At 36.7% G+C, this 26,999-nt stretch carries 28 protein-coding genes and 1 pseudogene; 22 read left to right on the forward strand and 7 right to left on the reverse strand.

The features are described 5' to 3' along the window. Positions 1–2 precede the first annotated feature (2 nt). Positions 3–572 carry a hypothetical protein gene (locus tag M3175_RS02380; RefSeq protein ID WP_251514265.1) on the reverse strand — a complete coding sequence of 190 codons (570 nt, stop codon included), beginning with the start codon at positions 570–572 and terminating at the stop codon, positions 3–5. A gap of 127 nt (positions 573–699) precedes the next feature. On the opposite strand from M3175_RS02380, the gene M3175_RS02385 reads away from it, so the two are divergent. Beyond that, entirely contained in the window at positions 700–1,077 is a 378-nt protein-coding gene (locus tag M3175_RS02385; RefSeq protein WP_251514267.1) for a hypothetical protein, read from the forward strand. A 53-nt stretch (positions 1,078–1,130) separates the two neighbouring features. On the opposite strand, the gene ispG is transcribed toward M3175_RS02385, so the two are convergent. From ispG to M3175_RS02400, 3 genes are all read right to left on the reverse strand, one after another. Further along, a complete protein-coding gene (gene ispG, locus M3175_RS02390; RefSeq protein ID WP_251515250.1) occupies positions 1,131–2,228 on the reverse strand; it encodes a flavodoxin-dependent (E)-4-hydroxy-3-methylbut-2-enyl-diphosphate synthase in 1,098 nt (365 codons plus the stop codon). Between the two features lie 132 nt (positions 2,229–2,360). Further along, positions 2,361–2,711, reverse strand: coding sequence for a protein YqfZ (gene yqfZ / locus M3175_RS02395; RefSeq protein ID WP_251514268.1), 351 nt, complete (start codon positions 2,709–2,711; stop codon positions 2,361–2,363). A gap of 102 nt (positions 2,712–2,813) precedes the next feature. Continuing rightward, entirely contained in the window at positions 2,814–3,584 is a 771-nt protein-coding gene (locus tag M3175_RS02400; RefSeq protein ID WP_251514269.1) for a DUF1189 domain-containing protein, read from the reverse strand. A 269-nt stretch (positions 3,585–3,853) separates the two neighbouring features. Between M3175_RS02400 and M3175_RS02405 the strand changes: the two genes are divergently transcribed. Both M3175_RS02405 and M3175_RS02410 read left to right on the forward strand, forming a co-directional pair. Then, complete coding sequence (locus tag M3175_RS02405; protein ID WP_371321657.1) at positions 3,854–5,467, forward strand: Na/Pi cotransporter family protein; 1,614 nt, start codon at positions 3,854–3,856, stop codon at positions 5,465–5,467. Between the two features lie 44 nt (positions 5,468–5,511). Next, entirely contained in the window at positions 5,512–5,994 is a 483-nt protein-coding gene (locus tag M3175_RS02410) for a DUF456 domain-containing protein (protein WP_251514271.1), read from the forward strand. A 37-nt stretch (positions 5,995–6,031) separates the two neighbouring features. Here M3175_RS02410 and M3175_RS02415 read toward each other — a convergent pair whose 3' ends face one another. Then, positions 6,032–6,727 carry a Crp/Fnr family transcriptional regulator gene (locus M3175_RS02415; RefSeq protein WP_251514272.1) on the reverse strand — a complete coding sequence of 232 codons (696 nt, stop codon included), beginning with the start codon at positions 6,725–6,727 and terminating at the stop codon, positions 6,032–6,034. Positions 6,728–7,102: 375 nt separating this feature from the next. On the opposite strand from M3175_RS02415, the gene M3175_RS02420 reads away from it, so the two are divergent. From M3175_RS02420 to phoU, 8 genes and pseudogenes are all read left to right on the forward strand, one after another. Next, entirely contained in the window at positions 7,103–7,711 is a 609-nt protein-coding gene (locus M3175_RS02420; protein WP_251514273.1) for a superoxide dismutase, read from the forward strand. A 109-nt stretch (positions 7,712–7,820) separates the two neighbouring features. Continuing rightward, positions 7,821–9,032, forward strand: coding sequence for an MFS transporter (locus tag M3175_RS02425; RefSeq protein ID WP_251514274.1), 1,212 nt, complete (start codon positions 7,821–7,823; stop codon positions 9,030–9,032). A 55-nt stretch (positions 9,033–9,087) separates the two neighbouring features. After that, the gene (locus tag M3175_RS02430; RefSeq protein ID WP_251514275.1) at positions 9,088–11,172 is read left to right on the forward strand and encodes a peptidoglycan D,D-transpeptidase FtsI family protein; all 2,085 of its coding nucleotides are present in this window, start codon (positions 9,088–9,090) and stop codon (positions 11,170–11,172) included. A 151-nt stretch (positions 11,173–11,323) separates the two neighbouring features. Continuing rightward, positions 11,324–12,295 (forward strand): PstS family phosphate ABC transporter substrate-binding protein, encoded by a 972-nt coding sequence (locus tag M3175_RS02435; RefSeq protein ID WP_251514276.1) that lies wholly within the window; start codon positions 11,324–11,326, stop codon positions 12,293–12,295. 128 nt (positions 12,296–12,423) lie between these two features. Beyond that, positions 12,424–13,395 carry a phosphate ABC transporter permease subunit PstC gene (gene pstC, locus M3175_RS02440; RefSeq protein ID WP_251514277.1) on the forward strand — a complete coding sequence of 324 codons (972 nt, stop codon included), beginning with the start codon at positions 12,424–12,426 and terminating at the stop codon, positions 13,393–13,395. A gap of 1 nt (position 13,396) precedes the next feature. Further along, the gene (gene pstA, locus M3175_RS02445; protein ID WP_251514278.1) at positions 13,397–14,281 is read left to right on the forward strand and encodes a phosphate ABC transporter permease PstA; all 885 of its coding nucleotides are present in this window, start codon (positions 13,397–13,399) and stop codon (positions 14,279–14,281) included. 116 nt (positions 14,282–14,397) lie between these two features. Then, positions 14,398–15,135, forward strand: a pseudogene (gene pstB / locus M3175_RS02450) (phosphate ABC transporter ATP-binding protein PstB); the annotation flags it as partial. A gap of 64 nt (positions 15,136–15,199) precedes the next feature. Next, positions 15,200–15,859 carry a phosphate signaling complex protein PhoU gene (gene phoU / locus M3175_RS02455; protein ID WP_251514280.1) on the forward strand — a complete coding sequence of 220 codons (660 nt, stop codon included), beginning with the start codon at positions 15,200–15,202 and terminating at the stop codon, positions 15,857–15,859. A 26-nt stretch (positions 15,860–15,885) separates the two neighbouring features. Here the strand turns inward: phoU and M3175_RS02460 are convergent, their stop codons facing one another. Beyond that, positions 15,886–16,395: a hypothetical protein gene (locus M3175_RS02460; protein WP_251514281.1), complete on the reverse strand. Its 510-nt coding sequence runs from the start codon at positions 16,393–16,395 to the stop codon at positions 15,886–15,888. Beyond that, positions 16,388–16,756: a hypothetical protein gene (locus tag M3175_RS02465; RefSeq protein ID WP_251514282.1), complete on the reverse strand. Its 369-nt coding sequence runs from the start codon at positions 16,754–16,756 to the stop codon at positions 16,388–16,390. Before M3175_RS02465 ends, M3175_RS02460 begins: the two co-directional genes overlap by 8 nt. A 313-nt stretch (positions 16,757–17,069) precedes the next feature. Here M3175_RS02465 and M3175_RS02470 point away from each other — a divergent pair, with 313 nt between their 5' ends. From M3175_RS02470 to M3175_RS02520, 11 genes are all read left to right on the forward strand, one after another. Next, positions 17,070–17,558 carry a DUF4912 domain-containing protein gene (locus M3175_RS02470; protein ID WP_251514283.1) on the forward strand — a complete coding sequence of 163 codons (489 nt, stop codon included), beginning with the start codon at positions 17,070–17,072 and terminating at the stop codon, positions 17,556–17,558. Beyond that, complete coding sequence (locus M3175_RS02475) at positions 17,548–18,729, forward strand: glycosyltransferase family 4 protein (protein WP_251514284.1); 1,182 nt, start codon at positions 17,548–17,550, stop codon at positions 18,727–18,729. The genes M3175_RS02470 and M3175_RS02475 overlap by 11 nt, the downstream gene beginning before the upstream one ends. Positions 18,730–18,769: 40 nt before the next feature. Next, a complete protein-coding gene (locus tag M3175_RS02480; RefSeq protein ID WP_251514285.1) occupies positions 18,770–20,212 on the forward strand; it encodes a nucleotidyltransferase family protein in 1,443 nt (480 codons plus the stop codon). Between the two features lies 1 nt (position 20,213). Next, positions 20,214–20,843: a hypothetical protein gene (locus M3175_RS02485; protein WP_251514286.1), complete on the forward strand. Its 630-nt coding sequence runs from the start codon at positions 20,214–20,216 to the stop codon at positions 20,841–20,843. 74 nt (positions 20,844–20,917) lie between these two features. Continuing rightward, positions 20,918–21,067, forward strand: a complete 150-nt coding sequence (rpmG, locus tag M3175_RS02490; protein ID WP_066049658.1) for a 50S ribosomal protein L33 — start codon at positions 20,918–20,920, stop codon at positions 21,065–21,067. A gap of 70 nt (positions 21,068–21,137) precedes the next feature. Continuing rightward, positions 21,138–21,704, forward strand: coding sequence for a 5-formyltetrahydrofolate cyclo-ligase (locus M3175_RS02495; RefSeq protein ID WP_251514287.1), 567 nt, complete (start codon positions 21,138–21,140; stop codon positions 21,702–21,704). Then, a complete protein-coding gene (locus tag M3175_RS02500) occupies positions 21,697–22,473 on the forward strand; it encodes a DUF92 domain-containing protein (RefSeq protein ID WP_251514288.1) in 777 nt (258 codons plus the stop codon). The genes M3175_RS02495 and M3175_RS02500 overlap by 8 nt, the downstream gene beginning before the upstream one ends. 56 nt (positions 22,474–22,529) lie before the next feature. Further along, a complete protein-coding gene (locus tag M3175_RS02505; protein ID WP_251514290.1) occupies positions 22,530–23,486 on the forward strand; it encodes an L-lactate dehydrogenase in 957 nt (318 codons plus the stop codon). 62 nt (positions 23,487–23,548) lie between these two features. Further along, on the forward strand, positions 23,549–23,740 hold the full coding sequence (gene yqgO / locus M3175_RS02510; protein ID WP_251514292.1) for a protein YqgO: 192 nt from the start codon (positions 23,549–23,551) through the stop codon (positions 23,738–23,740). Positions 23,741–23,881: 141 nt separating this feature from the next. After that, entirely contained in the window at positions 23,882–25,402 is a 1,521-nt protein-coding gene (locus M3175_RS02515) for a rhomboid family intramembrane serine protease (RefSeq protein WP_251514294.1), read from the forward strand. A 139-nt stretch (positions 25,403–25,541) separates the two neighbouring features. Further along, positions 25,542–26,999, forward strand: coding sequence for a spore germination protein (locus M3175_RS02520; protein WP_251515253.1), 1,458 nt, complete (start codon positions 25,542–25,544; stop codon positions 26,997–26,999).

A 26,999-nucleotide genomic window follows, 5' to 3' on the forward strand; every position in this document is an offset into this window, starting at 1 on the left:
ACTTAACAATTGAACCATTTCTCAACCCAATTATTGGCTTCCTTCCAATTAAAAACTCTTTTTACTTCATTTGGAAGGGAGCCTTGATTATAGGGCGTATCAAATAGAAGTACCGGTATATGGCAGTTCTTTGCAATTTCAATGGCATTTTCATATTTATCCTCAAAAAAGATTTCTACTCCGTACTTTTTTGCTGCATCAACTTTTTCATGTGATCCGATAAGTTCTAAATGATCGTAGTTGATTCCATGGTTAATAAACCACTCTTTAGTCACCTCCAACACGTTTTCCCCACGAGCACTAATGAATATTAATTCGTGGTGTTTGCCCCATTCTAATAATACTTCTTTTGCTCCCGTAGCTAATGGAGACAAAGTAAAGATGTCTGCCTCTTTTTTATCATACCAATTGGTAAATACTTTATCTGGAATATCCACTACTTTTAGTAAATCATAATCAGTTAAATCTGAGAGTGTTAATTGTAATTGAAAGGCTTCATTAATAAAAGGAACAATGGCTGCAGGGCAGGTGATTGTTCCATCAATATCAAATCCTAATTTTCTTTTTTTCATGTAGTACTTCCCCATTTCGTTATATTCCATCATTGAAAATAGCCGAATTAGAAATGATTAACAACATAATTGTTGTGTAAAAGCAAATAATAATACTGCTCCTATCAAAGGAAAGCGAGGGATCAATATGGCAGATCAAGAACGCAACAACGAAGGATCATTCGATTACCTTCGTACGAGCGACAATGTTGGTGAAACAAATAAATACCAACCTGCAGATTATTTAGAAGAAACCTCAGCTGAAATTGCTGCACCAACTACTTTTAACAGGGAAAGAACAACAAATAATGTTGGTGAGACGATGAAAAGCGGTACAGGCATAGGGTTTGCTGCTTTAATCATTTCTATCCTTTCATTGTTTGTTGCACCCATTTTGTTTGGAGCAGTTGGAATTGTATTAGGGTTTATCGCCCGAAGACGTGGAGCAACCGGCCTTGGTAGCTGGGCTATCGGGATTGGAGCGATTTCCATCATTGTGGGTATGTTTATACTACCATTTTTTTAACCGCTACAGATAAAAGAAGAGGCTCCGGCGATTACGCCAGAGCCTCTTTCCTTTTATGATTGCAGTGCTTCCTGATCACGTTTTGCTTGAAATTCTGCAGCAATTTGATCGATTTCCTTTTTAAGCTCTTCAACCATTGTCGCTTCAGGAACTTTACGGACAATTTCTCCTTTACGGAATAAAAGGCCTTCTCCTCGAGCTCCTGCTATGCCAATATCGGCTTCTCTTGCTTCACCAGGACCATTTACCGCACAGCCCAATACTGCCACTTTAATGGGTACTTTAATCTGCTGAATGTACTCCTCTACCTCGTTTGCGATCGAAATTAAGTCAATTTCAATTCTTCCACATGTTGGACAAGAAATAAGTGTTGCCGCATTTGAAGATAATCCAAATGATTTTAATAATTCACGGGCAACCTTAACCTCTTCTACTGGGTCAGCACTTAGTGAAATTCGAACCGTGTTACCAATTCCTTTGCTTAAGATCGCTCCCAAACCTGCTGCGCTTTTTACAGTACCTGCAAACAAAGTACCTGATTCAGTAATTCCAAGATGTAAAGGATAATCGAACGCTCTTGCTGCTTTATCATAGGCTTCAATAGCTAGATTCACATCGGATGCCTTCATGCTGACGATGATATCGTGAAAGTCAAGATCTTCTAAAATTTTGATATGGTGCAAGGCACTTTCTACCATACCGTCAGCTGTTGGATATCCATATTTCTCTAATATTCTTTTCTCTAACGAACCAGCATTGACACCAATTCTAATTGGAATTCCTTTTTCTTTAGCTGCTTTAACAACTGCCTCCACTTTTTCGCGACGGCCAATATTACCGGGATTAATACGAATTTTATCCGCTCCTCCCTCAATAGCTTTTAGAGCGAGTTTGTAATCAAAGTGGATATCAACCACTAGAGGAATATTAATTCTTTTTTTAATTTCAGAAATGGCGTTAGCGGCTCTTTCATCAGGGCAAGCGACACGCACAATTTGACAACCGGCTTCTTCTAGCCTCTTTATTTCAGCAACCGTGGCGTCAACATCATGTGTTTTTGTGGTAGTCATACTTTGAATGACAACTTCATTATTTCCACCAATGGTTAAAGGTCCGACTTTTATGGGACGAGTTTTTGTACGATGTATAATTTCACTCAACAGTGATTCTCTCCTTTTGAAAAAAAGATCTAAATTAATCTTAGTACTTTCCTATTGAACATTGTAACAATGAACGTGAAAGGTGACAAGAATCTTGATGCCGTGAAAAAGTCTCCATTATTGTTAGTTGCTATCGGACTTGCTGTAATCAGGAAATAGGTATGACTTTCCGGCTTGAATTTCCTCAGGTTTTTTTCCTTTATTTAATATAATAAAATCATTTACTACTTTTTCAATTGGAACTGGTATCGATCCTTTTAGTTGAGACTCTATAATTGAAAGAACTGTATCTCCCTGTTCTACAGTTTTACTAAAAGTTACAAGAACAGTTTCATCTATTTGATTTACTTTAGAATCTACTTCAATGGATTCTATCGTTTCATTGGTTGTGTTTGGTATCGTACCTATGCTTAAGTCAACATATATGATATACAAAATAAGAGTAACTAGTAGAGAAACGAAGAGACGTTTCATGGACGATTCTCCTTATTAGTAGAGTTACTCTATTTATATGCAGTAGATAGATTAGTAGTACAAATAAAAAAAGAAAAACGCGTAATATCGCGTTTTTCTCTTTTATTGCTTAACTTTCTGAGGAATTTCTCGTACTGTTAGATACAACATAATGATAGAAACGAACCAATTAATGAGGAAACCGTTAGGAACGGTTGTTTGAAAAGCTTCCATTATCGTAAAGAAAATAGTAGGGAGAGTTACACTATAAGCTGATAGTCTCCATAATTGTCGATATGGTAGATTACGACTAGTTACATTCTTAATAAATAGACCGAACAATGCAAGAATGGTAATTTCAATAAATTTAATGCCGCTTGAAAAAATATAAATGGTCAATGCAAGGACAGGAATAATAACTGCCAATAAACCGTCCACGGAATGGATCACTTCCAAGGTACTGTCCTTCGTAATATTTAAGTCGGATAAAGTTGAATAGTCGTAAGTATCGAGCGTTCCTCCTGCAATGAGAACAAACTCATTTTGAAGAAGCGCAAAGGCATTCTCATAGCCCTCTAAATCATTCTCACTAACTTCACCAGTAGAATCAAAAATGATGGTAAAATCTGTATCTTCAATATAGATCGGTTCTTCTTGGTCTGCTATGAGTTCACCATTTTCTATTGAAAAATCCGGAAGTTCATTATCTACTGTGTGGGCGGCTGTCTCAATTCCATTATTTATAGCTGAGCTTACATAGCTAATAGTTGGGATAACAGAAATTAGAGTTAGTAGAAAAACAAAAAGAATGGTTTTTCCAATACCTTGGAATCTTGTTTTAGCAATGTCTTTAGGAGAGTAGAGACTTTTAAATAACTGCTGAAATATGTTCATGACACATGACACACACCTTTCTATGTAATCCTTCATTATTTTATCGTGATATGGCTTTCTTGTCCAAGTAAACACGATTGGTGAAAAAATAGGGTTGTGTTTTGTAACATAATTGTAACATTACTATCCTTTTGTTAAGGCATTGTAAATTTAAAGATAATAATATTTACTTTTCTCTTTACGTTACACATAATGATTAAGGGGTTTTTAAGAATAATGTCGAAAAAATGTAGTAGGGGTTGAAATACTTGGAATTGAATATCCAGCAAATGATTTTTGAGTTTTTAGGTGGCCTTGGAATTTTCTTATTTGGTATCAAGTTTATGGGGGATGGCTTGCAAAAGTCGGCAGGAGATAAATTAAGAGATATTCTTGATCGATTTACAACCAATCCTTTTATGGGTGTGTTAGCAGGTATTATTGTTACAGTGCTCATCCAAAGTAGTTCTGGTACTACAGTCATTACCGTTGGATTAGTTAGTGCCGGTTTTATGACATTGCGACAAGCAATTGGTGTCATCATGGGGGCAAATATTGGTACCACTGTTACCGCATTTATCATTGGTATTGATATTGGTGAATATGCGCTTCCAATTATTGCTCTTGGTTCAATCCTTATATTCTTCTTTAAAAGCAATAAAACAACAAGCATTGGACAGATTGTTTTTGGTTTCGGTGCATTATTTTATGGATTAGAGTTAATGAGTGGTGGGATGAAGCCGCTTAGGAGCTTAGAGGCCTTTCACGAATTAACCGTTAATATGAGTTCTAATCCTATTTTAGGTGTTGTGATTGGAACAGTATTTACCGTTATTGTACAAAGTTCTAGTGCAACGATTGGAATTTTACAAGGTCTATATGCTGAAAATCTGATTAATATTGATGCAGCACTTCCTGTTTTGTTTGGAGATAATATTGGAACAACGATAACAGCTGTTTTAGCATCCATCGGGGCCTCCGTTGCAGCAAGACGAGCGGCTGCCACTCATGTACTATTTAATCTCATCGGTACAGCCATCTTTATGATTTTATTGATTCCTTTTACAAAAATTATTACATCTTTACAAGGTGCTTTAAATTTAAATGAAGAAATGACCATTGCTTTTGCTCATGGTATCTTCAATACAACAAATACAATTATTCAATTTCCGTTTATTGGATTACTTGCGCTTATTGTAATTAAACTAATACCCGGTGATGACTCTCTGATTGATTATAAATCGAAGCATCTAGACCCTAACTTCATTAAGCAGTCTCCTTCTATTGCTTTAGGACAAGCAAAGGAAGAAGTGTTAAGAATGGGCCAATTCGCCATTAAAGGGTTAGAGGAAACAAGTAATTTTGTTAATACGAAGCAAAACAAGCATGCAGAATCAGCGTATCAGTTAGAAAGTGCAATAAATAATCTCGACCGAAAAATTACCGATTATCTAGTGCAACTAGCTACCAGCCCACTCTCAACAAATGATTCAGAAGAGCATACAACGTTAATGGATACGGTTCGTGATATTGAGAGAATAGGCGACCATTTCGAAAATATTGTTGAGCTTGTTGAATATCAAAATTCAAATAAAGTAAAAATTACAGAGAGTGCAATGAAAGATTTAGAAGATATGTTTGCTTTAACCATCTCGACTGTTCAAGAAGCGCTTCAATCACTTGACCATAAAGATTTGGATGCAGCTCGTCATGTAGTTGAAAAAGAAAATCAAATTGATAAAATGGAAAGAACTCTTCGTAAGCAGCATATCCTTCGTTTGAATGAAGGAAAGTGCTCCGGTTCTGCAGGGATTGTGTTTGTTGATATTATTAGCAATCTAGAGCGAATTGGTGATCATGCTGTAAATATTGCAGAAGCAGTTCTTGGAGTAAGACATTCTTAAAAAACAAGGGATCCTCCCTTGTTTTTTTGTACAGAGGTGACAAGGTGGAACTCGTGTATTGGCTTATCATTGTGTTGTTTTTTCTAGTTTCTTTCGTAGGTTTGATTTATCCGATCATTCCAGGTGTGTTATTTCTGGTGGGCGGTTTTATCGTTTATGGCTTATTATTCTCCTTTGAACCTTTTAATTGGTTATTTTGGAGTATTCAAAGCTTATTTGTCCTCTTATTATTTGGTGCAGATTATTTAGCGAATATGGTTGGTGTGAAAAAATTTGGTGGCTCTAAAGCAGGAATATGGGGAAGTACAATTGGCTTATTAGTAGTTCCGTTTATTATCCCGATACTAGGTATTATTTTGGGGCCCTTTATTGGTGCGGTTATTGCAGAGCTTCTTATAAATAAAAGGGGCTTGAGTGAGTCACTAAGGGTTGGTGTTGGGTCAGTCGTTGGGTTTATTAGTAGCGTGATTACAAAAGGGATTATTCAACTATTTATGATCCTATATTTTATCTTAGTAGTACTTTAAGAAAGAAGAGAAAAGAGCTTATGAGCCCTTTTCTCTTTTAGTTTAAGCCACAGATTTCATGTGGACAGTTTTGACAATCAACTTCTTGTTTTAAATAGGCTAAATTCTTCACAGTAAATTTCTGTTGATCATACGAAATAACTTCTAGTTCCCTGAGTTCCTTTAACATGCGCTGAATAACTTCTCTTGTTCCATACGTAAGACTTGCGAGTTCCTGGTGGGTGAGTGGTAAGTCAATTAAAATTCCCTTTTCAGTCATGACTCCGTAACTATTACAAAGTCGAATTAAGATACTATAAAGTCCACCTTTTTTCCCATTCATAATAAGGTCCTGGCACTTCATCTGAGCTTTTAAATATCTTGTGCTAAGCCAAGAAGTCAATGCACTCATGACACGAGGAGAACTCATAGCAAACTTTTCGAATTCTTCTCTTTTGATGATAAGGAACTCGCAATCTGAAATGGTTTTTGCAAAAAAGTGATAAATCGGATTTGTTTTAAATAATTGGTATTCTATGATTAATTCTTCTCCATTAAGAATTTTTATAATAAATTCTTTCCCTCTCATATGAACTCTTCCAAGAGATACACTTCCCTGTAAAAGAATATAAATATGACTGACTGAATCTCTTTCATTAAATATGGTTGAACCTGATTTTATTTTCTGAATATCTTCTTTATCTATAAATTCTTGTATGAGTAAGCTATATAATGAAACATTTATTTCATTCATGTAATACCCGCCCTTTCCTCTCCTCTCTTTGATTTAATAAAAATACATAAAGAGTGTCAATAACGTAGTGTCCTTTAAAAAGAACAATCCACAACAGCTATGACTTAAATCATTGACATGACGCTAATTTATACAATTTTGACAAATTATCGAAACATCAGAAATGGTATGATGAAAAGGAAGAGATACCACCTAGTTTTGCGAATATTTCTCTCCAAAAAGGGTAATGTAAATCTGTTGGCTTAAGCTTAATATTTGAACAAAGTTGCCAAGTTTGGTAATCTTAAGTTAATAACTTTAGGAATATCCAAATGTTAAAAATGAAAGGGTTTTTCTAAAGAAAAAATCATTATACATATTTAGGAGGAGTTATTCATGGCATTCGAATTACCGCAATTACCTTATGCTTACGACGCTCTAGAACCACATATCGACAAGGAAACAATGAACATTCACCACTCAAAGCATCACAACACATACGTAACGAACTTGAATAATGCTTTAGCTGGAAATGAAGAATTGCTTTCAAAATCTGTTGAAGAAGTAATTGCTAATCTTGATGCAGTACCAGAAGCTGCTCGCACTGCAGTTCGTAACAACGGTGGTGGTCACGCTAACCACACATTATTCTGGCAAATTCTATCTCCAAATGGGGGAGGAGAACCTACGGGTGATCTTCTAGCTGCAATCAATGCAAAGTTTGGAAATCTAGAAAGCTTGAAAGAGGAATTCGCAAAAGCTGCTACAACTCGTTTTGGTTCTGGTTGGGCATGGCTTGCAGTAAATAACGGAGAACTAGAAGTGACAAGCACACCAAATCAAGACTCTCCATTAATGGAAGGGAAAACGCCAATCCTTGGTCTTGATGTGTGGGAGCACGCTTACTACTTAAAATTCCAGAACCGTCGTCCAGACTATATCAATACTTTCTGGAACGTTGTAAATTGGGATGAAGTTGCAAAGAGATACGCTGAAGCAAAATAAATAAACAAGTAACGACGTGGATAATTCCACGTCGTTTTTGTTTATTTTGTACATAATTAAGGTGAGCTTGATGAAAACTACCCTTAGATACGAAGGGGAGTTTCTATTCATGAGTAAAGTGAAAAAATTAATTGGTGACATCGATCTGACAAAGGATTTGCTTTTACTTTTGTTAATCGGAGGTCTGTATTCCTTAAGTGTTGCTTTATCCAATACTTTTGTAAATATTTATTTATGGAAACAATCCGGTGATTTTAAAGATTTAGCTATTTATAACCTCTCAGTTGTTGTTCTCCAACCTCTAACTTTTATCCTAGCAGGCAGATGGGCTAAAAAGATTGACCGAGTAATCGTTTTGCGTATAGGTGTCATTTTTTTAGCTGTTTTCTACCTAACGGTTTTAACAATAGGAACCAATGCTTCACAATTTTTAATTGTGTTAGGAGGATTACTAGGGATTGGTTATGGTTTTTACTGGCTTGCTTTTAATGTATTAACCTTTGAAGTTACGGAACCAGAAACAAGAGATTTCTTTAATGGCTTTTTGGGAATTCTGTCTTCTGTTGGAGGAATGATTGGCCCTATTGCCGCAGGAACTGTGATTTCTAAACTAGAGAAATTTACAGGGTATTCCGTTATTTTTGCTACTTCCTTAGGATTGTTTTCCGTTGCGGTTATTCTAAGTTTTTTCTTGAAGAGAAGGCCTGCAAATGGAAGATACATGTTTTTAAGGATTTTAAAAGAGAGAAAAAACAACTTTAATTGGAGGCAAATTACAAACGCACATTTTGTTCAGGGAGTTAGAGAAGGAACGTTTGTTTTTGTAATTTCAGTATTTGTTTTTATAACTACTGGAAGTGAAATGGCACTCGGGACCTTTGGATTAGTGAATTCAGGAATTGCTTTTGTTGGATACTATTTTGCTTCACGTTGGATTAAAAAACAACATCGAAAAAAGGCCATTCTTTTTGGTGGCATACTATTGTATTTAGCTATTTTGTTATTAGTATTTAACCTCACTTATACAAAGCTTTTAATTTATGCTTCGATTATCGCCATTGCTTATCCGATGCTATTGGTACCTTATTTATCAATGACCTACGATGTAATCGGTAAGGGCTGGAATGCTGCAGAAATGAGAATTGAATATATTGTGGTCAGAGAAATTTTTCTGAATTCGGGAAGAATTGTCTCTATCCTTATTTTTTTAATGGCTGTATCATTTTTTGACCCAAAGGAAAGTATACCAATCCTATTATTATTGATCGGATCGGGACATAGTCTAATCTATTTTTTTGTTAGGAAAATTGAATTTAATTGATCAAGAGCCGCCTCTCCTATTAAATTTGGGAGGGGCACTGAAATGAGGTGGAGACATGCATCAGGAAAAGAAGAAAAGAAAGAAGAGAAAGCAGCTACCTGTCCGGTTAAATATGCTGTTTTTTTTCGTGTTTTTGCTCTTTTCCATTCTTGTACTTCGTCTTGGCTTTATTCAAATTGTCTATGGAGAAGATTATCGTAGGGAGATAGAAAGAACAGAGGATGTTACCGTTAATCATCCGGTTCCAAGAGGTCGCATGTACGATAGAAATTTTAGAATGATTGTTGATAATTCTCCTCAAAAAGCAATCGCTTATATAAATCAAGGACATGGACCAAAAGAGATGTTACTGGTTGCAGAGAGATTAGCTTCAATTATCACAATGGATTTCAGCAGAATTTCCGATCGCGACAAAAAAGAATATTGGATGATGCGTTTTCCTGATGAAGCAGAAACCAAGGTACAGGAAAATGAAAGGAAAGTATTAAAAAAAGGACTAACCACCCAGGAGTGGAATAAAAAGATTTACCAATTAACGTTAGAACGAATAACGCAAAGTGATATCGAACAATTCAAAGATCATGATTTGGAGATCATATCCATATGGAAGGAATTAAGAAACAGTACGGAATTTACTCCGCAAGTGATTAAAAATAAAGATGTTTCAGATAAAGAGTTTGCAGAAGTTAGTGAAAGCTTGCAATCTTTACCTGGTATAGAAACGATTACGGATTGGGAAAGAGTGTATAAATTTAACAATACGTTAAAAACAGTCCTTGGAAAAGTAACTGACACAAAGGAAGGAATACCGAGAGATCATCTGGATTATTACGTTGCAAGAGAGTATAACCGCAATGACCGGGTAGGAAAAAGTTATATTGAATATCAGTACGAGGACGTCCTTAGTGGGCAAAAATCAAAAATTAAGAAGGTAACTAATAAATCTGGAGAGATAATTGAGTCAGAGACTATATCTGAAGGTGAACAAGGCAATGACCTTATATTAAGTATTGATATGGAGTTGCAACTAGCTGTCGAAAAAATAATTGAAGACGTGCTTATGAAAACAAAGGCAAACAAGGATACCGAGTTTTTAGACCGAGCATTTGTTGTCTTAATGGATCCTCGTACAGGTGAAGTTTTAACAATGGCTGGAAAGTTATTGGTCGAGAATGATGAGGGGAAATATGAAGCAGAAGATTTTTCATTAGGAAATATTACTACTTCCTACAATGTTGGTTCAACTGTAAAAGGGGCAACGATTTTGACAGGTTATCAACGGGGGGTGATAAAGCCGAGAACCGTACTGGTTGATGCCCCAATGAAAATAAAAGGAACACCTGTGAAAAAATCTTGGCAGAACTTTGGTCCGATAGATGATGTATACGCGCTCAGAAGATCTTCCAATGTGTATATGTTCCATACGGCAATAAAAATTGGAAAAGGTCATTATGCATACGATAAACCTTTAATTCTAGAACCGAATACCTTTCATATTGTTCGCGATTCTTTCGGGCAATTTGGTCTCGGTACTAGAACGGGAATTGATCTTCCCAATGAAACAATCGGATATAAAGGGACAAGCACAAAGCCTGGGTTTTTATTGGATTTAGTGATTGGGCAATATGATACATACACACCTATGCAGCTTGCCCAATACGTAAGTACAATCGCAAATGGGGGGAATCGGCTACAGCCAAGAATGGTGAAGGAGATACGGCAAACGAATTTTCAAAATATACAGGCTCCTGGGACACTCGTCAGGGAAATAAAACCCAAAATATTAAATCGAATTGATGTTAATGAGGCGAATATTAAGAGGGTTCAAGAGGGCTTTCGCCAAGTCATGCAGCATCCATTAGGAACGGCTTATAAAGAATTTAAGGATGCTGCTTATTCGCCAGCTGGAAAAACCGGAACCGCACAGGCGTTTTATGACGGGCCTTCAAGACATTTATATAAAGAGCCGCCAGCGGTGATGAATTTAAGCTTAGTGGCGTATGCACCTTCCAATAATCCAGAGATTTCGATGGCAGTTGTTGTCCCGTGGGTATATACAGGGGAAAAAGGACCCTCTCCTAATTTGGAAATAGGGAGAAAAGTATTAGATGCGTACTTTCGATTAAAGAAAGCAAAGTAGTTCTATGCCCAAATTCCGACAGGTTTACACACATTTCTACTTAATTTACAAAACCTTTACAATCGATTAAAACCCCTTTAACAGTTCAGTATTATTGTATTACTTGTAGGACAGAATAAAACAACCTTTAATTCTTAGGAGGAATTACCGAATGAAAAATCTCAAGAAACTCAGCTTACTTCTAATGCTTGCAGCTGTTATGTCCATTATTGCTGCTTGTGGTGGCGGAGAAGAAGCTACTGAAGGTACAGAAGGTACTAGCGAAACAGCTGAATTAGAAGGATCTGTAGTAATTGATGGTTCAGGTACAGTTTACCCTTTCATGGTTGAAATGGCTGAACAATATATGACAAATGCTCAAGAGAATGTTTCAGTTGAAGTTGGACGTGCAGGTACTTCTGCTGGTTTCAAGAAATTTTTAGTTGAGAATGGTACAGACTTTAATGATGCTTCTCGTCAAATCAAGGAAGAAGAAGCTACAACTGCTGAAGACTTAGGAATTGAAGTTCAAGAAATGAAAGTTGCTTTAGATGGATTAACATTTGTAATCAATCCAGATAACGATTGGGCAACTGAACTTACTCAAGATGAAGTGAAACAAATTTTCTTAGGCGAAAAGAAAAACTGGTCTGACATTCGCCCTGAATTCCCGAATGAGCCAATTGTAACAATGGGTCCTAATGAAAATCACGGAACATATGAATACTTCTGGGAAAAGATTCTTGAAGAGCAAGACCTAGTAGAAGGTGTGAACCTTCAACAAGACTATTCAACGCTTGTAGACTTAGTTTCTAAAGAAAAGAACGCGATTGCTTTCTTCGGTTACGGATACTATGAGAACAACAAAGATAAAATTAAAGCTGTTAAGGTTGATTTTGGTAACGGTGCGGTTGAGCCAACATTAGAAACTATCGGTGAAGGTGAAGAGTTTGGATATTCTGCATTCACTCGTCCGGTATTCACATACTTAAATGTAAACTTGGCAAAAGAAAAGCCACAAGTATTGGATTATGCAATCTACACAATGGAAAATGCTCAAGAGGTTGCTAAAAACACTGGATTTGCTCCATTACCAGACGAAGAAGTGGAAGCAACAATCAGTACTCTTGAAGGATTAAAATAATAAACAAGGTATTCAGATTCCAATCTGAGGTACTAAGAAGATGAGATGGGTTCATTCTCATCTTCTTAGCTGTTTAAAATTAGAATAAAATGAGTCATTCTTTACATGATAAGGATGATAGGGTTTGGATGAAAGGGGTTTTATCCTTGGAAAAAGATGTATCAAGGGAAACAAATACTTTAAGTGTTCGAGAGATGATTGCCAAAAACAAGCGAACTGTTAGTTCAGCTAGTATTTTAGAGGGGTTAATGCCTAAAATACTTCTTACAATTGCTATTATTTCTATTTTAACAACTATAGGTATTGTACTAACTTTATTAACAGAGACCATCGCCTTCTTTAGAGAGGTGTCTTTCGTTCAGTTTTTTACAAGTACTGTCCTAAAGCCATTAGGGGAAAGTGCACAGTTCGGGGTTTTGCCATTATTAACTGCAACGGTTATTTCTTCGACTATAGCCATGCTAGTAGCGATTCCGATTGGATTAATGACAGCTGTCTATTTAAGTGAGTATGCGTCGGATAGAGTTAGAAAATTACTAAAACCAATGTTAGAAATTCTTGCGGGTATTCCGACGATTGTATATGGTTTCTTTGCTTTTACATTTGTTACTCCCCTATTAACAAAATTAATACCGACACTTCAGCCTACTAATATCCTCAGTCCTGGTATAGTTATGGGGATCATGATTATCCCGATGGTTGCCTCTTTGTCAGAAGATGCGATGAGCTCCGTGCCTAATGCAATGAGGGAAGGAGCCTTAGGATTAGGGTCGACAAAATTCGAAGTAACCTGGAAGGTAGTCGTTCCTGCTGCTATATCTGGAATTGTTGCTTCATTTGTTCTCGGAATTTCCCGTGCAATTGGTGAAACGATGATCGTAACGATAGCAAGTGGAAGTAACAAAGTCTTCACTTTTGATATTACTCAATCTATGCAAACAATGACTGCATATATAGTAGAAGTTACAGGAGGAGATGCTCCTGCAGGTTCTACCCTTTATTACAGTCTTTACGCAGTGGCAATGACTTTATTTGTTTTTACACTAGTTATGAATTTAATTGCCCAATATATCTCTCGTAAATTTAGGGAGGAATATTAAGATGAAATACGTTGATACAACTCAAGTTCAAAAAAAAATGTCATCTCGTCTACTTACCAATCGGATAGCAAAAACTTTGTTTCTTTTAGCTACCCTATTTGGACTACTTGTTTTGGTGGTATTAATTTATCGAGTAGTTGCACAGAGCCTTGGATGGATTGATTTTGATTTCTTAAATAACAGACTTTCTACAAACCCAGAGAGAGCCGGAATTAAAGGTGCGATAATGGGTACCTTGTGGCTAATGCTAGTGGTTGCACCAGTGACATTAATCTTAGGTGTAGGGACTGCCATTTATCTAGAAGAGTATGCAAAAAAAGGGCGTTTACAAGCATTTATCCAAATGAATATATCTAATCTAGCTGGTGTTCCGTCAATCGTTTTTGGAATTTTGGGATTAACGATCTTTGTTAGAGGATTAAATTTAGGGGCGGTTGTTTTAGCCGGAGGATTTACAATGGCTCTATTAGTACTTCCTGTAGTAGTCGTTGCGAGTCAAGAAGCTATCCGTGCGGTTCCACAGTTCTTAAGGGAAGCGTCTTATGGAATGGGAGCGACGAAATGGCAAACGATTAAGAACGTAGTTTTACCTGCAGCGCTACCTGGGATATTAACCGGTGTTATTTTAGCCTTATCCCGTGCAATTGGTGAAACAGCACCACTTGTAGTAATTGGTATTCCAGCATTTATTATTCCACTTCCTGAAGGTCTGTTAGATAAATTTACCGTCATGCCGCTACAAATTTATTACTGGACCATTGATTCAGCTTTAGTGGATGAATATGCAAACCTAGCTGCTGCAACGATTGTTGTTCTATTATTGGTTTTATTCATAATGAACTCTATAGCGGTGTTAATAAGAAACAAATTTCAAAGAAGATTTTAATTGGGTGGAGGGGTTTTACGATGGTCGTTTCAACATACAGTGAAAATAAAACAGCAGAAGAGTCTAGTGGTAATAAGAGTGTAAACAAAGAGAGTAAAAAGAATCATGCATATCAAACGAAGGATTTAAATCTTTGGTACGGTACAGACCATGCATTAAAGAACATTAACCTTGATATAAATGAGAGGGAAGTAACAGCTATCATTGGTCCTTCAGGATGTGGGAAGTCAACGTTTATTAAAACGTTAAATCGAATGGTGGAACTCATTCCAGTGGTGAAGATTTCAGGAGATATTTTGTATCGAGAAAGAAGTATACTAGACAAATCATATAAAGTGGAAGATTTACGAACAAATGTGGGAATGGTATTCCAAAAGCCAAATCCTTTCCCAAAATCGATTTATGAAAATATAGCATATGGACCAAAAATTCATGGAATTCGCAATAAAAAAGTACTTGATGAGATCGTTGAAAAGAGTTTGCGCGGTGCTGCAATATGGGATGAAGTAAAGGATCGTTTGAATGAAAATGCGTATGGTCTATCAGGTGGTCAGCAACAACGTCTTTGTATTGCACGCTGTTTAGCAATCGAGCCAGATGTTATTTTAATGGATGAACCTACGTCAGCCCTTGACCCTATATCGACTCTTAAAGTAGAACAATTAGTTCAAGAGCTTAAAAAGGATTATAGTATCATTATTGTTACTCATAACATGCAGCAAGCTGCTCGTATTTCGGATAAAACGGCATTTTTCTTAAATGGAGAAGTTGTTGAATTTGACGATACGAATAAAATATTCTCAACTCCTTCTGATCAACGTACAGAAGACTATATTACTGGTCGCTTCGGATAATATTCACACAAAACAAACGATTTAATTGTTAACAATACCAATCGGAGATGAAAGGAAGACAAATATGGTTGTACGTGAAAAATTTCATTTTGATCTTAAGGAACTTCAGAATAAGCTGATTGAGCTCGGTGAGTTTGCCGATCAAGCATTAAGCGAATCAATTAAAGCATTAGAAACAAAAAACGTGGAACTTGCAATTGAGATTATGGAGAATGATACGAGAGCGGATGTCTTGTATGAAGAAATTAACGACTTTGCTATTCTTTTAATCGCAAAGCAACAGCCTGTGGCGATTGACTTGCGTCGAATTATTGTTGCCATTAAAATCGCAACAGACATCGAGCGGATTGCCGATTTTGCTGTAAACGTAGCTAAATCAGCTATTCGAATTGGTAGTGAGGAACATGTAAAGCCGATTGTCCGAATTAGAGAAATGTACGAAGCAACATCTAAAATGTTAAAGCTTTCGTTAGAATCTTTCATCGAAGAAGATGTGCAAAAAGCAAAACAAGTGGCGGATATGGATGATGAGGTTGATCATTTATACGGTCAAACGATTCAGGAACTATTAAGAATCAATCAGGAAAAGCCGGAATTTTTAGCGCAAATTACACAACTATCGTTTACTTGCCGTTATCTAGAAAGAGCGGCAGATCATGTGACCAATATAGCTGAACACACGTTTTACCTTGTTAAAGGTAGACACTATGACTTAAATGAATAAAATAAAAAGCTGAAGAGAATTCATCTTCAGCTTTTTGTTATGATTTTTGCAAGTTGTTCGTAAGTCATATCGCTTTTTACGACAAACTCACCTAGTTGAACCTTTGTATGATAACCAGATTTGATTAAGTATTGCTCGAAATCAAAAGCATCCGTGATTATTCCTGCGTCCTTTAAAAGTGTGGCAATTTCACTTGATTGCATTCCACTAATAATAGTAAGCTTGTACTCCTTAACAGCTTCTGCAGGCTGTTCCTCTTCTTTTGCTGCCTCTTCTTTTGTTGTATTCGTTTGTTCGGTCTCTTTTGTTTCTTCCTTAGTTGGTGTTGCTTCAGCGTCTTTTGCCTTTGCTTCTAACTCTTCATAGGCTTTTTGCTCAACCACTTTATATCCTTTATCTTCTACTTGAGCAATTAACTCTTTATTGCTTAATTTTGAAGCTGCTCCATGGTCTCCAGAAAGATAATAATACGACCCAAATATACAAGTTGATAAGAGGAGACCAAAAGCGAATGCTCTTAGGTGAATCTTATTCATAGGTTTCTCCCCTCATAGAAAATTCATTTAAGATCATCTCAACATCCTCTATAGGAAGAGAAGATTGCTTTGCGATTTGTTCAATCGAGAGACCTTGTTGGGAAAGTGACCAAACTTGATTCTTTAATATTGCATGAACTTCTCTTTTTTGAGAAGCCGTACTAGAGAAGTCTGAATCGGGTACTAGAAGTTCCTCTTCAAGAATCTTTATTTTTCTCTTCATCTGGTATAGCTCTTGAATTTGGTTTAGGGATAACTGATCAATTTCACTCTTAAGCTCTTTCATCGGATCCTTAACAAAAAAGGATAGGACAAAGAGTAGGATTGATACAACCAATAAACTTAGTAAAACATATTCCATTTCTTTCACCTCTTAAAAATCAATAAAAACATTGTATCACTATATACGACAATTTTCGAATCAAAGTAAGAAGATAAGTGGGTTTTGTCGAGGAAAATGAGAAAAAAAGGTCGAAATGACTAGTTTTACTTACAAGACTTGTAAATTTAAAAAATAATTCTTCCTATAAAGTCGGTGGGACGTGGATAAGCAGATTACGACAAAATGTGTTTATTGTGAGAGAAACGTATCAATGCTACGATGAAACTAACAAATAGGTATTTTTAAATAAAGAGAACATATACTGTTAATTTCTAATTTCTTGAGGTGCATAATGACGATTGTTTCTAATACATTGGCTAAAATAAAAGAAAAGGATGGGATATACACTCAATTTATTGCTAAAGACAAGCTTTTCGTATGTTGGTATACATCACCGCTAAAATTGGATGTTATACAGCGTTTTTTTAAACAGTCTATAGAAGGTCAGGTTGTAAGAGTGTATGACGTGACCAAACAATTACGAAATAATAAGTCAACTTGTCCTTACCTAGATATTAGAGTGCCCTTACAACGAAACGATTGGACCTTAAAAGGATTAAAGGAAAACAAGGTATATTTACTGGAATTAGGGTTTTTTTTGGAAGATCAATACTTCCCAGTTCAAAGGTCTGAGTTGATTCAAATTGAACAAACGGACTTCATTGGAGAACAAAAATCACTGCGTTTGGTATTAAGAAATTCACGTGGCTGGAATGAATATGTAAGTACATACAGCTACTATGAAAATGTGAAGGAAAGTGAGTGGGAGCGTGAACAATAAGAAAATTCTTATGCTTTCTTGGGAGTACCCTCCTAATGTGGTTGGAGGCTTGTCCAGACATGTGGAAGGATTAGCTAAAGCATTAACATCCATTGGCTTTCAGATCCATATCCTAACGACTTGGATTGAGGAACTTCCTATGTATGAAAGAATAGGAAATATAGAAATTTTTAGAGTAGTTCCTTTAAATGAGGGAGACTCCAGTTTTATTCGTTGGGTGGGAGGTTTAAATTTATCCATAATACATCAAGCTATGGAACTTATGGAGGAACATGAATATTCTTTAATTCATGCGCATGATTGGCTCGTAGGCGCTGCTGCAGTGACATTAAAAGAGAACCGACAATTACCTCTAGTTACTACAATTCATGCTACTGAACATGGTAGGAACGAAGGCATATATACTGAGATGCAAAAGAAGATTTATGAACAAGAGAAAGAGCTCATCCTTCATTCAGATAAAGTCATTATTTGTAGCACATCTATGAAAGAAGAAGTACTTCACATTTTTGATATAGAGCCCCATAAAATTGTCATGATTCCCAATGGAATAGATACAAGCATTGCCAACATTACTTATAGTAAGGAAGTATTGGATAAATTTCCTATCCATCCAGAGAAAAAAATGGTGTTTTCAATTGGTAGAATGGTAAAGGAAAAAGGGTTCCATACCCTCATTGAAGCAGCCAAAGAAATGGAAATAAGTCGGCCTGATGTTTACTTTGTGATTGCAGGGAAAGGTCCAATGCTCCAAGAGTTCAGACATCGAGTGGAAATACTCGGGCTGAAAAATATTTATTTTATTGGTTTTGTTACAGATGCTGAGAGAGAAGCTCTTTTTAAGCAATGTTATTTTGCTGTTTTTCCAAGTTTGTATGAGCCGTTTGGGATCGTCGCGCTAGAAGCTATGGCCTATTCGAAACCAACGATTGTATCGAATGTTGGAGGTCTAAAGAGCATTATCCATCATCTAAACACGGGTTTATTAATGAGTAGCAATAATACAAAGAGTTTTATTGAGCAGGCAACGATTCTTTTAGACAATGAAGAACTTGCAGTTCAATTAGGTGAGAGTGGGAAAAGAATGGTTGAGGCTATGTATAGCTGGAAAAGAATTGCGGAGGAAACACATCGAGTTTTTGAAGAAACAGTTTTGCAGATAAGGTTATAGATAAGTTCGTTCAAACAAAGGATGTAGGGGAGAGATAAGAATGAAGGGCGTGATTTTGGCTGGCGGGAAAGGGTCCCGGATGTCGCCACTTACATTGTTAACTCCAAAACCTCTCGTACCCATAATGAATATTCCTGTAATTGATCTTTGTATTTCATGGTTAAAATCACAGGGAGTTACTGAAATAGCCATAACTATCCATCATCTAGCGACGAAAATACAAAAACATTGTGGTGACGGGAGCAAATATGGAGTAAAACTTGTTTATTTTTATGAGACAAACCCAATGGGTACTGCAGGTGGTCTTAAAGCTTTAAAGAAGTTTATTGATGGAACATTTATTGTCATATCTTCAGATGTGGTTAATCAATTTGATCTTCATAAGGCTGTTACATTCCATTATGAGTCAAGAAGTGACCTTACGGTAGTCACAACCACGATGTCACACCCAGAGCATTATGGGATCGTTATTAAGGATAACAAAGGAAAAGTTCGTTGCTTTTTAGAAAAGCCACCTCAGCATTTAATCTTCAGTGATCAAATTAATACAGGAATTTATATTATTGAACCAACCATACTAAACTATATTCCATGCGACCGTCCATTTGATTTTAGCCATGATTTATTTCCTCTGTTACTACAGAAGAATGTTTCTCTATACAGCTTTAGTTTGGAGGGCTATTGGATTGATATTGGTCAAATTCATACATACCACCAAGTTCATCGAGATTACTTGTCACCATTCTTGGGATGGGAAGTAAAAAGAGGATACAAGCAGATTAAAAAGGGTGTGTGGGTTGGCCCGAACTGTGAGATTGATCCATTATGTAGAATGGAAGGACCGGTTCTTATTGGTGAAGGTTCTAAACTTGGTCCAAACACAATCATCGGTACGAACACAGTCATCGGTAATAATTGTGTTATTGAAAGTGACTGTTTCTTAGAAGATTGTATTCTATGGGACGGAGTTCAAATTAAAAAGGATTCTCACATTGTAAATTGTGTCATTGCTTCATATGTTGTGGTTGAAGAGGGAGCAAGTATGGTTGATAATATGTTGGTTTTTGGAAAGAAAGAGATACAGAGTAAAGCAAGTAGAAGTGTCACTTCCCAACCTGTAGATTTCTTTGAAAGTGGGCCCAACTATGAGCATGAAGATCTTCCGGGTAGTGAATACAGCATGGAGAAACTTGAAACCAAAATTCCATTTGATGCAATAGTGACCGTAACGAAAATTCACTGTCCATCAAATTTAAAGAGTAAAATGGTAAGAATACTTATTGAGAGTATGCTTGAAAATACGAAGGAAATAGACATTAAAGAAGGAATCAAGCTCCACTTGAGTGATAATCGTTGGGTATATATTTTTCCGTTCGAAATGGAAGAGTATATTACCATCTATACACATGCGGAGAGTATCGAAGTTGCTAGAGCGATGGCCTATGAATGCCGTAACCAAATAACGATCTATCAAGGGGTGTAAAATGATAACAAATACGTATTTGTCAATGGAAAAGGATTCAGTTGAACACACTCCTAATATGAGAAAACAGTTTTCAACTATTCCAGGTGTTTGGATAGGTGGTAATATGCATTGGATTTCAAATGGCCATGAAAAATTAATTTCTTCAGAGTCGATTTCCATTCATGTTAAAGAAGAAAGTATCCATTCAAAAGTTCGTTTGTTCCAAGTATATGTCAGAAATCATAATGAAGTGGAAAAGAACATGAAGCTAGTCTTTATGAGCCGTCATCACGAGGTAGCGACCGAGCACCTCTCATTTGTATCGCCCCTTGAAAAAGTAATATTTCATCTTTCAGGTGAAAAAATGTTCCTAGTAAATGGGCAGTCTGAAGAAGGAACCATTCAGCAAACCGTTCAGCCTCTTTGGAATATTCCTACTGAACAAATATGGGCTGATCAAAAAAAAGGAATCTTGAAATATCAACCGTTGGGAAAGGGAGCTGCTGCAAGTATCTTTACACTCGATCTATCCATCCCTGCTCAAACTTTAAGAAAAGGTACCGCATGGGTGATTCAAGGAACGGAGAAGAATTTGCTTCTACATCTTAATGATACAATTTTAAAAAAACACACTAGCATTTCAAAATAAATAATGGTATTATAGAAAAGTCGTATGAACAAATAACGAACAAGTCTGAACAGATAGAGTTTGGAGGGATAAATATGCGTGTGAACATTACATTAGCTTGCACTGAAACTGGTGATCGTAACTATATCACTACAAAAAATAAGCGCAATAACCCAGATCGTATCGAGCTGAAAAAATATTGCCCAAGATTAAAGCGAGTTACTTTACACCGTGAAACAAAATAAGCAGTAGGGTCATTCCCACTGCTTTTTTTTGTGTTTACATACAAATATTCAGATACCAGGGGGAATTTCATTGACTAGTAAAAGGTTCCTTCGCTCTAGCCTTCAACAAGATCTTCAGCAAAAGCCGCAACAACAATATGAAATCCAATCCGCTCAGATTGCTACCCGTTTATTCAAAACAGAGGAGTGGAAGGATGCTACTACTATTGCAATTACCATTTCGAGAACACCTGAAGTAGATACATACCCCATCATCCGTGAAGCCTGGCAAACAGGGAAAACGATTGTTGTTCCAAAATGTCACAAAGAGACGAGTACAATGACTTTTCATGGTATTCAATCTTTTGAACAACTAGAATCTGTCTTTTTTGGTCTACTAGAACCGATTGTCAGTCAAACGGTTGAAGTTCATAAAAGTAAAATAAATTTAGTGATTGTTCCTGGCTTAGGATATACAACAAATGGCTACCGTATAGGTTTCGGTGGTGGTTATTATGATCGATTTCTAAGTGATTATGAAGGTAAGACCATCTCTTTGGCTTTTCCAGAACAAATCAAACCTACCCTTCCGTTAGAACCACATGATGTTCCAGTAAAAAAGCTAATTACCCCAGAGGAGGTTATTAGTATTGATTGAATATATCCTAATGCCTTCCTTTATCATTTTGGCATCTCTTCTTGGGTATGCCTTACGATTTTTGACAAAGTCAGGAAGTGTTACAGCCGTATTTGTCGGTCTACTTATTTGCTTTGGCTTAGGGATAGAAGGATTGATTTTATTAGGGATATTTTTTGCTTCATCAAGTCTTTGGTCTGTATACAAAAGAAAAGACAAGATACTAGTAGAAGAGAAGCACGAGAAGGGTTCTAGGCGGGATTATCAACAAGTGTTGGCCAATGGTGGCATGGCGGCACTAATAAGCGTTTTGTATGGATTCTTTCAAACCAATAGTTTACTTTTAGCATTTTGTGTTTTTATTGCTACTTCTAACTCTGATACTTGGGCATCGGAAATTGGGACGTTAAGTAAAAAACGCCCTTACTCTGTTCGAACATTTACAGTTGTCGAAAGAGGTACGTCGGGAGCAGTCAGTCTGTTAGGGACAATAGCAGCAATCGTAGGAGCCGTAGTGATTGCGTTTTCATCTTACGTCCTATTCCACTTACAAATATCTGAATTTTGGGTGATTTTCCTTTTTGGGTTTCTCGGCAATGTTATAGATACTTTCCTCGGTGCATATGTACAAGCATTGTATAAGTGTTCACGCTGTGGAGTGGAAACCGAGAAAATGGTTCATTGCCAAAGAAAAACTACCTTAATTAGAGGAAGAAAATTCTTTAATAATGACGTTGTTAACTTTATATCTGGCTTTGCTCCTGCCATTGCGATATTGTTAATGTATTAGGTCATGAAAATAATCAATTGTGGAAACCATAAGTAATGAACTAAGGAGGGAATGGAATGAAAAATCATGTTAATCGTGTAGCTCTAATTGGAACAGGTGCTGTAGGCTCGAGCTATGCATTTGCATTGTTAAACCAAGGGGTAACGGAAGAGCTAGTGCTAATCGATTTAAATAAAGAAAAATCTGAAGGTGATGCTATGGATTTAAACCATGGGATGCCTTTTGCTCCAAGCCCAACAAAGATATGGTTTGGTGATTATAGTGATTGTAAAGATGCTGATTTAGTTGTCATTTGTGCTGGGGCAAATCAAAAGCCTGGTGAAACAAGATTAGACCTAGTTGAAAAAAATACCCGTATTTTCAAAGGGATTGTTGAGCAAGTTATGGCAAACTCCTTTGACGGTATTTTTCTAGTAGCAACAAATCCGGTAGATATTTTAACCTATGCTGTCTGGAAATTTTCTGGCCTGCCTAAGGAGAGAGTCATTGGATCTGGTACCATTCTCGATACAGCAAGGTTTCGCTACCTGTTAGGAGATTATTTTAATGTAGATACAAGAAATGTTCATGCCTACATTATCGGTGAGCATGGAGATACAGAGCTTCCCGTTTGGAGTCATGCGGACATTGCCGGTAGTGCAATCTCACAATGGATCAAGAAAAGTAGCGAGTATAAGCAAGAGGATTTAGAAGAACTTTTTCTTAATGTAAGAGATGCTGCTTATCATATTATTGAAAGAAAAGGTGCAACTTATTACGGAATTGCGATGGGGTTAGTTCGAGTAACAAAGGCGATTCTTCAAAATGAAAATTCCGTTCTTACTGTTTCGGCTTACCTTGACGGTGAATATGATCAAAAAGATGTTTACATAGGTGTACCTGCAGTAGTGAACAGAAATGGAATTAGAGAAGTCATCCATTTGGAACTAGATGAAACAGAGAAGGTAAAGTTTGCTCACTCTGTTAAAGTGTTGAAAAAGACTATGGAACCTGTCATGAATATTGAAAAATGATTTTCATTTGTCATGGATAAAAATGAATTTGACGTTTCAAACTATAGGTAGGAGGGATGAAAATGTCACGTTTATTTTCCATGGTATTAGTTGGTATTGGTGGATATTATGCCTATAAGAATCGTTTTCGATTGGTTAATATCGTACTAGGTAGTCCTATGATAAGAAAACTTGTTATAAGTTCTTTAATGAATGTACCGTATGTAAGAAATCTAATGACAAAAACGGTATTCTCAGGACGTCCTGCCTATTAATAAAAAAGACCAAAGTTTTGTACTTTGGTCTTTTTTATGTTCATTTTTCGTTTGTGTAAGCACTAAACTCAAAACTTTTTTATTAGGAACTAATCTCGTATATAATGTGAGTAAATGTTTGTAAAGGAAAGAGGGGGAAGCTTGAATCAATTAGAAGATTATTTATTTTGGAAGCTTGCACATTTTCTTATTCATAAAAAGGAGTATCGACTGTTAAGAACCTCTCCTTCGCAAGAGGAATTGTGGTTTGAAAGAGTAGAAAACAAACAAGTACCAATAATTCGTCTTAGAAGGATCGACTTAGACTGGAGCAATTGGCTTGCTCGGGATATAGAAAGTAGTGGAAACAATGGTGAAGCAATGCGACGTCAATTGATTCGTGGTGAGGCAAACATATTAAATTTATATGTGTCAGCCTATCCACCGGTCGATGACTATGAGTTTCTACTTTCAGGAAAAAAGATACTCAAAACAAATGTCACGACAAAGGTGATTACCCGGGACACATATAACAAGGAAATATCTGAATTGGAACATATATTCAGTGAGGAAATACCACTTGAGAGCAAGGCGGTGTACTCTCTAAATGAAATTGAGCTCTTAAAGAATGATACGTTAGAAACAGCAATTGAACGTATAAAAATTGAGAAGAGGATGTTTGAAAATGGAAAACCCTTTTTTACATATCTCTTCATGGGCCTTCAAATCATCGCTTTCCTTTTTCTTGAGTGGAAAGGTGGAAGCACAAATACGGCCACACTCATTAAGTATGGTGCGAAGTTTAATCCGCTTATTCTAGAGGGAGAGTGGTGGAGGTTTTTAACACCCATCCTCCTTCATATCGGATTTTTCCATTTATTTATGAATACATTGGCGTTGTATTATCTTGGCCCTACAATAGAAAGAATCTATGGACGAATGAGATTTCTTTTTATATATTTGGTCGCTGGATTTAGTGGCTCACTGGCAAGTTTTCTATTCACTACAAGTCTTTCCGCTGGTGCAAGTGGTGCAATCTTTGGATGCTTTGGTGCTCTTCTATACTTTGGGCTTAACTATCGTTCCCTTTTCTTTCGGACAATGGGCTACAATGTTCTTGTTGTCATTGCTATCAACCTGTCTCTTGGTTTTACGATCCCGGGAATTGATAACGCTGGTCATCTTGGCGGGCTTGTTGGAGGATTTCTAGCTGCATCGATTGTCCATTTTCCAAAACATAAAAAATGGGTCCAGCAACTATTGTTTTTATTCCTTACTTTAGCAGGAATGGGTAGTATTTTGTGGTATGGGTATACAAATCCAGAAAAAATTACAGATACACAATCAGTGATGGTCTTGTCTCAGGTGTATATTCAAGACGAGGACTATGATAAAGCCTATCGTTTATTGTCCAACGCCATTCAAACTCATCAATCCTCTGCGGAATTATTTTTTCAGCTTTCTTATGTTGAGATTAAACGAAACGATCTATCTTCTGCGGCAAACCATTTACAAAGAGCAATTAAACATGATCCATACTTTCATGAGGCATACTACAATCTTTCCCTCATTTACTATGAATTAGGAAACAGTGAAGAGTCACTAACATATGCGCAAAAAGCAGTAGAACTTGCTCCTGATCGAGAGGAATATCAAAGTTTTATAGACAAATTACAACAGTAAATTCAATTTTCTTAAGGTGATGTTTTTAAGCATCACCTTTTTCCATTGGTAGAGTATGTTTTTTTGGGGGGATGTCTATGATGTTGAAGTATACATGGAAATGTTTGGAGTAAGCTCTTCAATTGAACGAGGTGAAGCTATGGAAGCAACTAAACATAAAGTGAGTTCAAAACTACATACTAATACAAGTTATTTAAGGGATGCTCTTGGTGTTGATAAAAGCTTTGATGTTATTCAATTAGATGTAGAGTATGCTGAGAAAGGAATGGCGTTTTATTTTGTTGATGGCTTTGTAAAAGATGATATTCTTCACTATTTAATGAAGCTATTAGCAGATTTAAAGAAGGAGCAGCTTGAGCCTGACGCACTGAGTGCGTTGCTAAAAACATATATTCCTTATGTCGAAGTGGAAACTACTGACGATTTGGATAAGGTTGTTGATACCGTATTAGCAGGTCCTACAGCCCTTCTTGTAGATGGAATACCAACAGCCATTCTAATTGACGCGAGAACCTACCCCGTTCGTGGTCCTCAAGAGCCGGATATTGAAAGGGTGGTTAGAGGAGCAAGAGATGGCTTTGTCGAGACATTAGTTTTTAATACAGCCTTGACACGAAGAAGAGTAAGAGACCGAACATTACGGATGGAATATTTACAGGTCGGAAGAAGATCGAAGACTGATATCGTCATTAGTTATATAGAAGATATTGCCGATCCCCATATGGTTAAACAGTTAAAAGAATCTTTATCAAAAATTGATACAGATGGCTTACCGATGGCAGACAAAACAATCGAAGAGTATCTGTCAGGTAGACATTGGAACCCCTTCCCTGTTATTCGATATACCGAAAGACCGGATACAGCGGCTACCCATTTATATGAGGGACATGTATGTATTATCGTCGATGGGTCACCGAGTGTAATCATTGCCCCGGTCACCTTTTGGCATCATCTGCAGCATGCAGAGGAGTATCGAAACAAACCTATTGTTGGTGCATATCTTAGATTAGTACGTTTTATTGCGGTTTGGGCTTCTATCTTTTTGTTACCAATGTGGTATTTATTAGCGACGAATAAAGAATTATTGCCAGATGCTCTTGCTTTTATAGGGCCAAATGAGATGGGGCAGATACCGCTCTTTTTACAGTTTTTGCTGATTGAAATTGGGCTTGACGTGCTAAGGATGGCAGCTATTCATACTCCATCAGCTTTAGCAACTGCACTTGGTCTTGTAGCAGCCCTAATGATTGGACAAGTTGCTGTCGAAGTAGGATTATTGAGTAATGAAGTTATATTATACTTCTCTATTGCAGCCCTAGGAACGTTTGCAACACCAAGTTATGAGTTAAGCTTAGCATCAAGATTAGTAAGGCTGTGCTTACTCATTTTTACAGCGCTATTCCACACGATCGGATTTGTCGTGGGGACCGTATTACTCATTCTATTACTCGCAAATATGAAATCTTTTGGTGTCCCATATCTTTGGCCATTCATCCCATTTGATATAAAAGCACTAAAAGATGTTCTCATTCGATCACCAATTCCTTTAAAGAGTAAGAGACCAGAAATTTTACACCCACAAGATCCTGATAGATAA

This window comes from Robertmurraya korlensis, assembly GCF_023715225.1.
Taxonomy (GTDB): domain Bacteria; phylum Bacillota; class Bacilli; order Bacillales; family Cytobacillaceae; genus Robertmurraya_A.

Coding starts and splice junctions, on each gene's coding strand:
- M3175_RS02380 (WP_251514265.1), bottom strand. CDS start 572: ATGAAAAAAAGAAAATTAGGATTTGATATTGATGGAACAATCACCTGC.
- M3175_RS02385 (WP_251514267.1), top strand. CDS start 700: ATGGCAGATCAAGAACGCAACAACGAAGGATCATTCGATTACCTTCGT.
- yqfZ (WP_251514268.1), bottom strand. CDS start 2,711: ATGAAACGTCTCTTCGTTTCTCTACTAGTTACTCTTATTTTGTATATC.
- M3175_RS02400 (WP_251514269.1), bottom strand. CDS start 3,584: ATGAACATATTTCAGCAGTTATTTAAAAGTCTCTACTCTCCTAAAGAC.
- M3175_RS02405 (WP_371321657.1), top strand. CDS start 3,854: ATGATTTTTGAGTTTTTAGGTGGCCTTGGAATTTTCTTATTTGGTATC.
- M3175_RS02415 (WP_251514272.1), bottom strand. CDS start 6,727: ATGAATGAAATAAATGTTTCATTATATAGCTTACTCATACAAGAATTT.
- M3175_RS02420 (WP_251514273.1), top strand. CDS start 7,103: ATGGCATTCGAATTACCGCAATTACCTTATGCTTACGACGCTCTAGAA.
- M3175_RS02425 (WP_251514274.1), top strand. CDS start 7,821: ATGAGTAAAGTGAAAAAATTAATTGGTGACATCGATCTGACAAAGGAT.
- M3175_RS02430 (WP_251514275.1), top strand. CDS start 9,088: ATGCATCAGGAAAAGAAGAAAAGAAAGAAGAGAAAGCAGCTACCTGTC.
- M3175_RS02435 (WP_251514276.1), top strand. CDS start 11,324: ATGAAAAATCTCAAGAAACTCAGCTTACTTCTAATGCTTGCAGCTGTT.
- pstC (WP_251514277.1), top strand. CDS start 12,424: ATGAAAGGGGTTTTATCCTTGGAAAAAGATGTATCAAGGGAAACAAAT.
- pstA (WP_251514278.1), top strand. CDS start 13,397: ATGAAATACGTTGATACAACTCAAGTTCAAAAAAAAATGTCATCTCGT.
- phoU (WP_251514280.1), top strand. CDS start 15,200: ATGGTTGTACGTGAAAAATTTCATTTTGATCTTAAGGAACTTCAGAAT.
- M3175_RS02460 (WP_251514281.1), bottom strand. CDS start 16,395: ATGAATAAGATTCACCTAAGAGCATTCGCTTTTGGTCTCCTCTTATCA.
- M3175_RS02465 (WP_251514282.1), bottom strand. CDS start 16,756: ATGGAATATGTTTTACTAAGTTTATTGGTTGTATCAATCCTACTCTTT.
- M3175_RS02470 (WP_251514283.1), top strand. CDS start 17,070: ATGACGATTGTTTCTAATACATTGGCTAAAATAAAAGAAAAGGATGGG.
- M3175_RS02480 (WP_251514285.1), top strand. CDS start 18,770: ATGAAGGGCGTGATTTTGGCTGGCGGGAAAGGGTCCCGGATGTCGCCA.
- M3175_RS02485 (WP_251514286.1), top strand. CDS start 20,214: ATGATAACAAATACGTATTTGTCAATGGAAAAGGATTCAGTTGAACAC.
- rpmG (WP_066049658.1), top strand. CDS start 20,918: ATGCGTGTGAACATTACATTAGCTTGCACTGAAACTGGTGATCGTAAC.
- M3175_RS02505 (WP_251514290.1), top strand. CDS start 22,530: ATGAAAAATCATGTTAATCGTGTAGCTCTAATTGGAACAGGTGCTGTA.
- yqgO (WP_251514292.1), top strand. CDS start 23,549: ATGTCACGTTTATTTTCCATGGTATTAGTTGGTATTGGTGGATATTAT.
- M3175_RS02520 (WP_251515253.1), top strand. CDS start 25,542: ATGGAAGCAACTAAACATAAAGTGAGTTCAAAACTACATACTAATACA.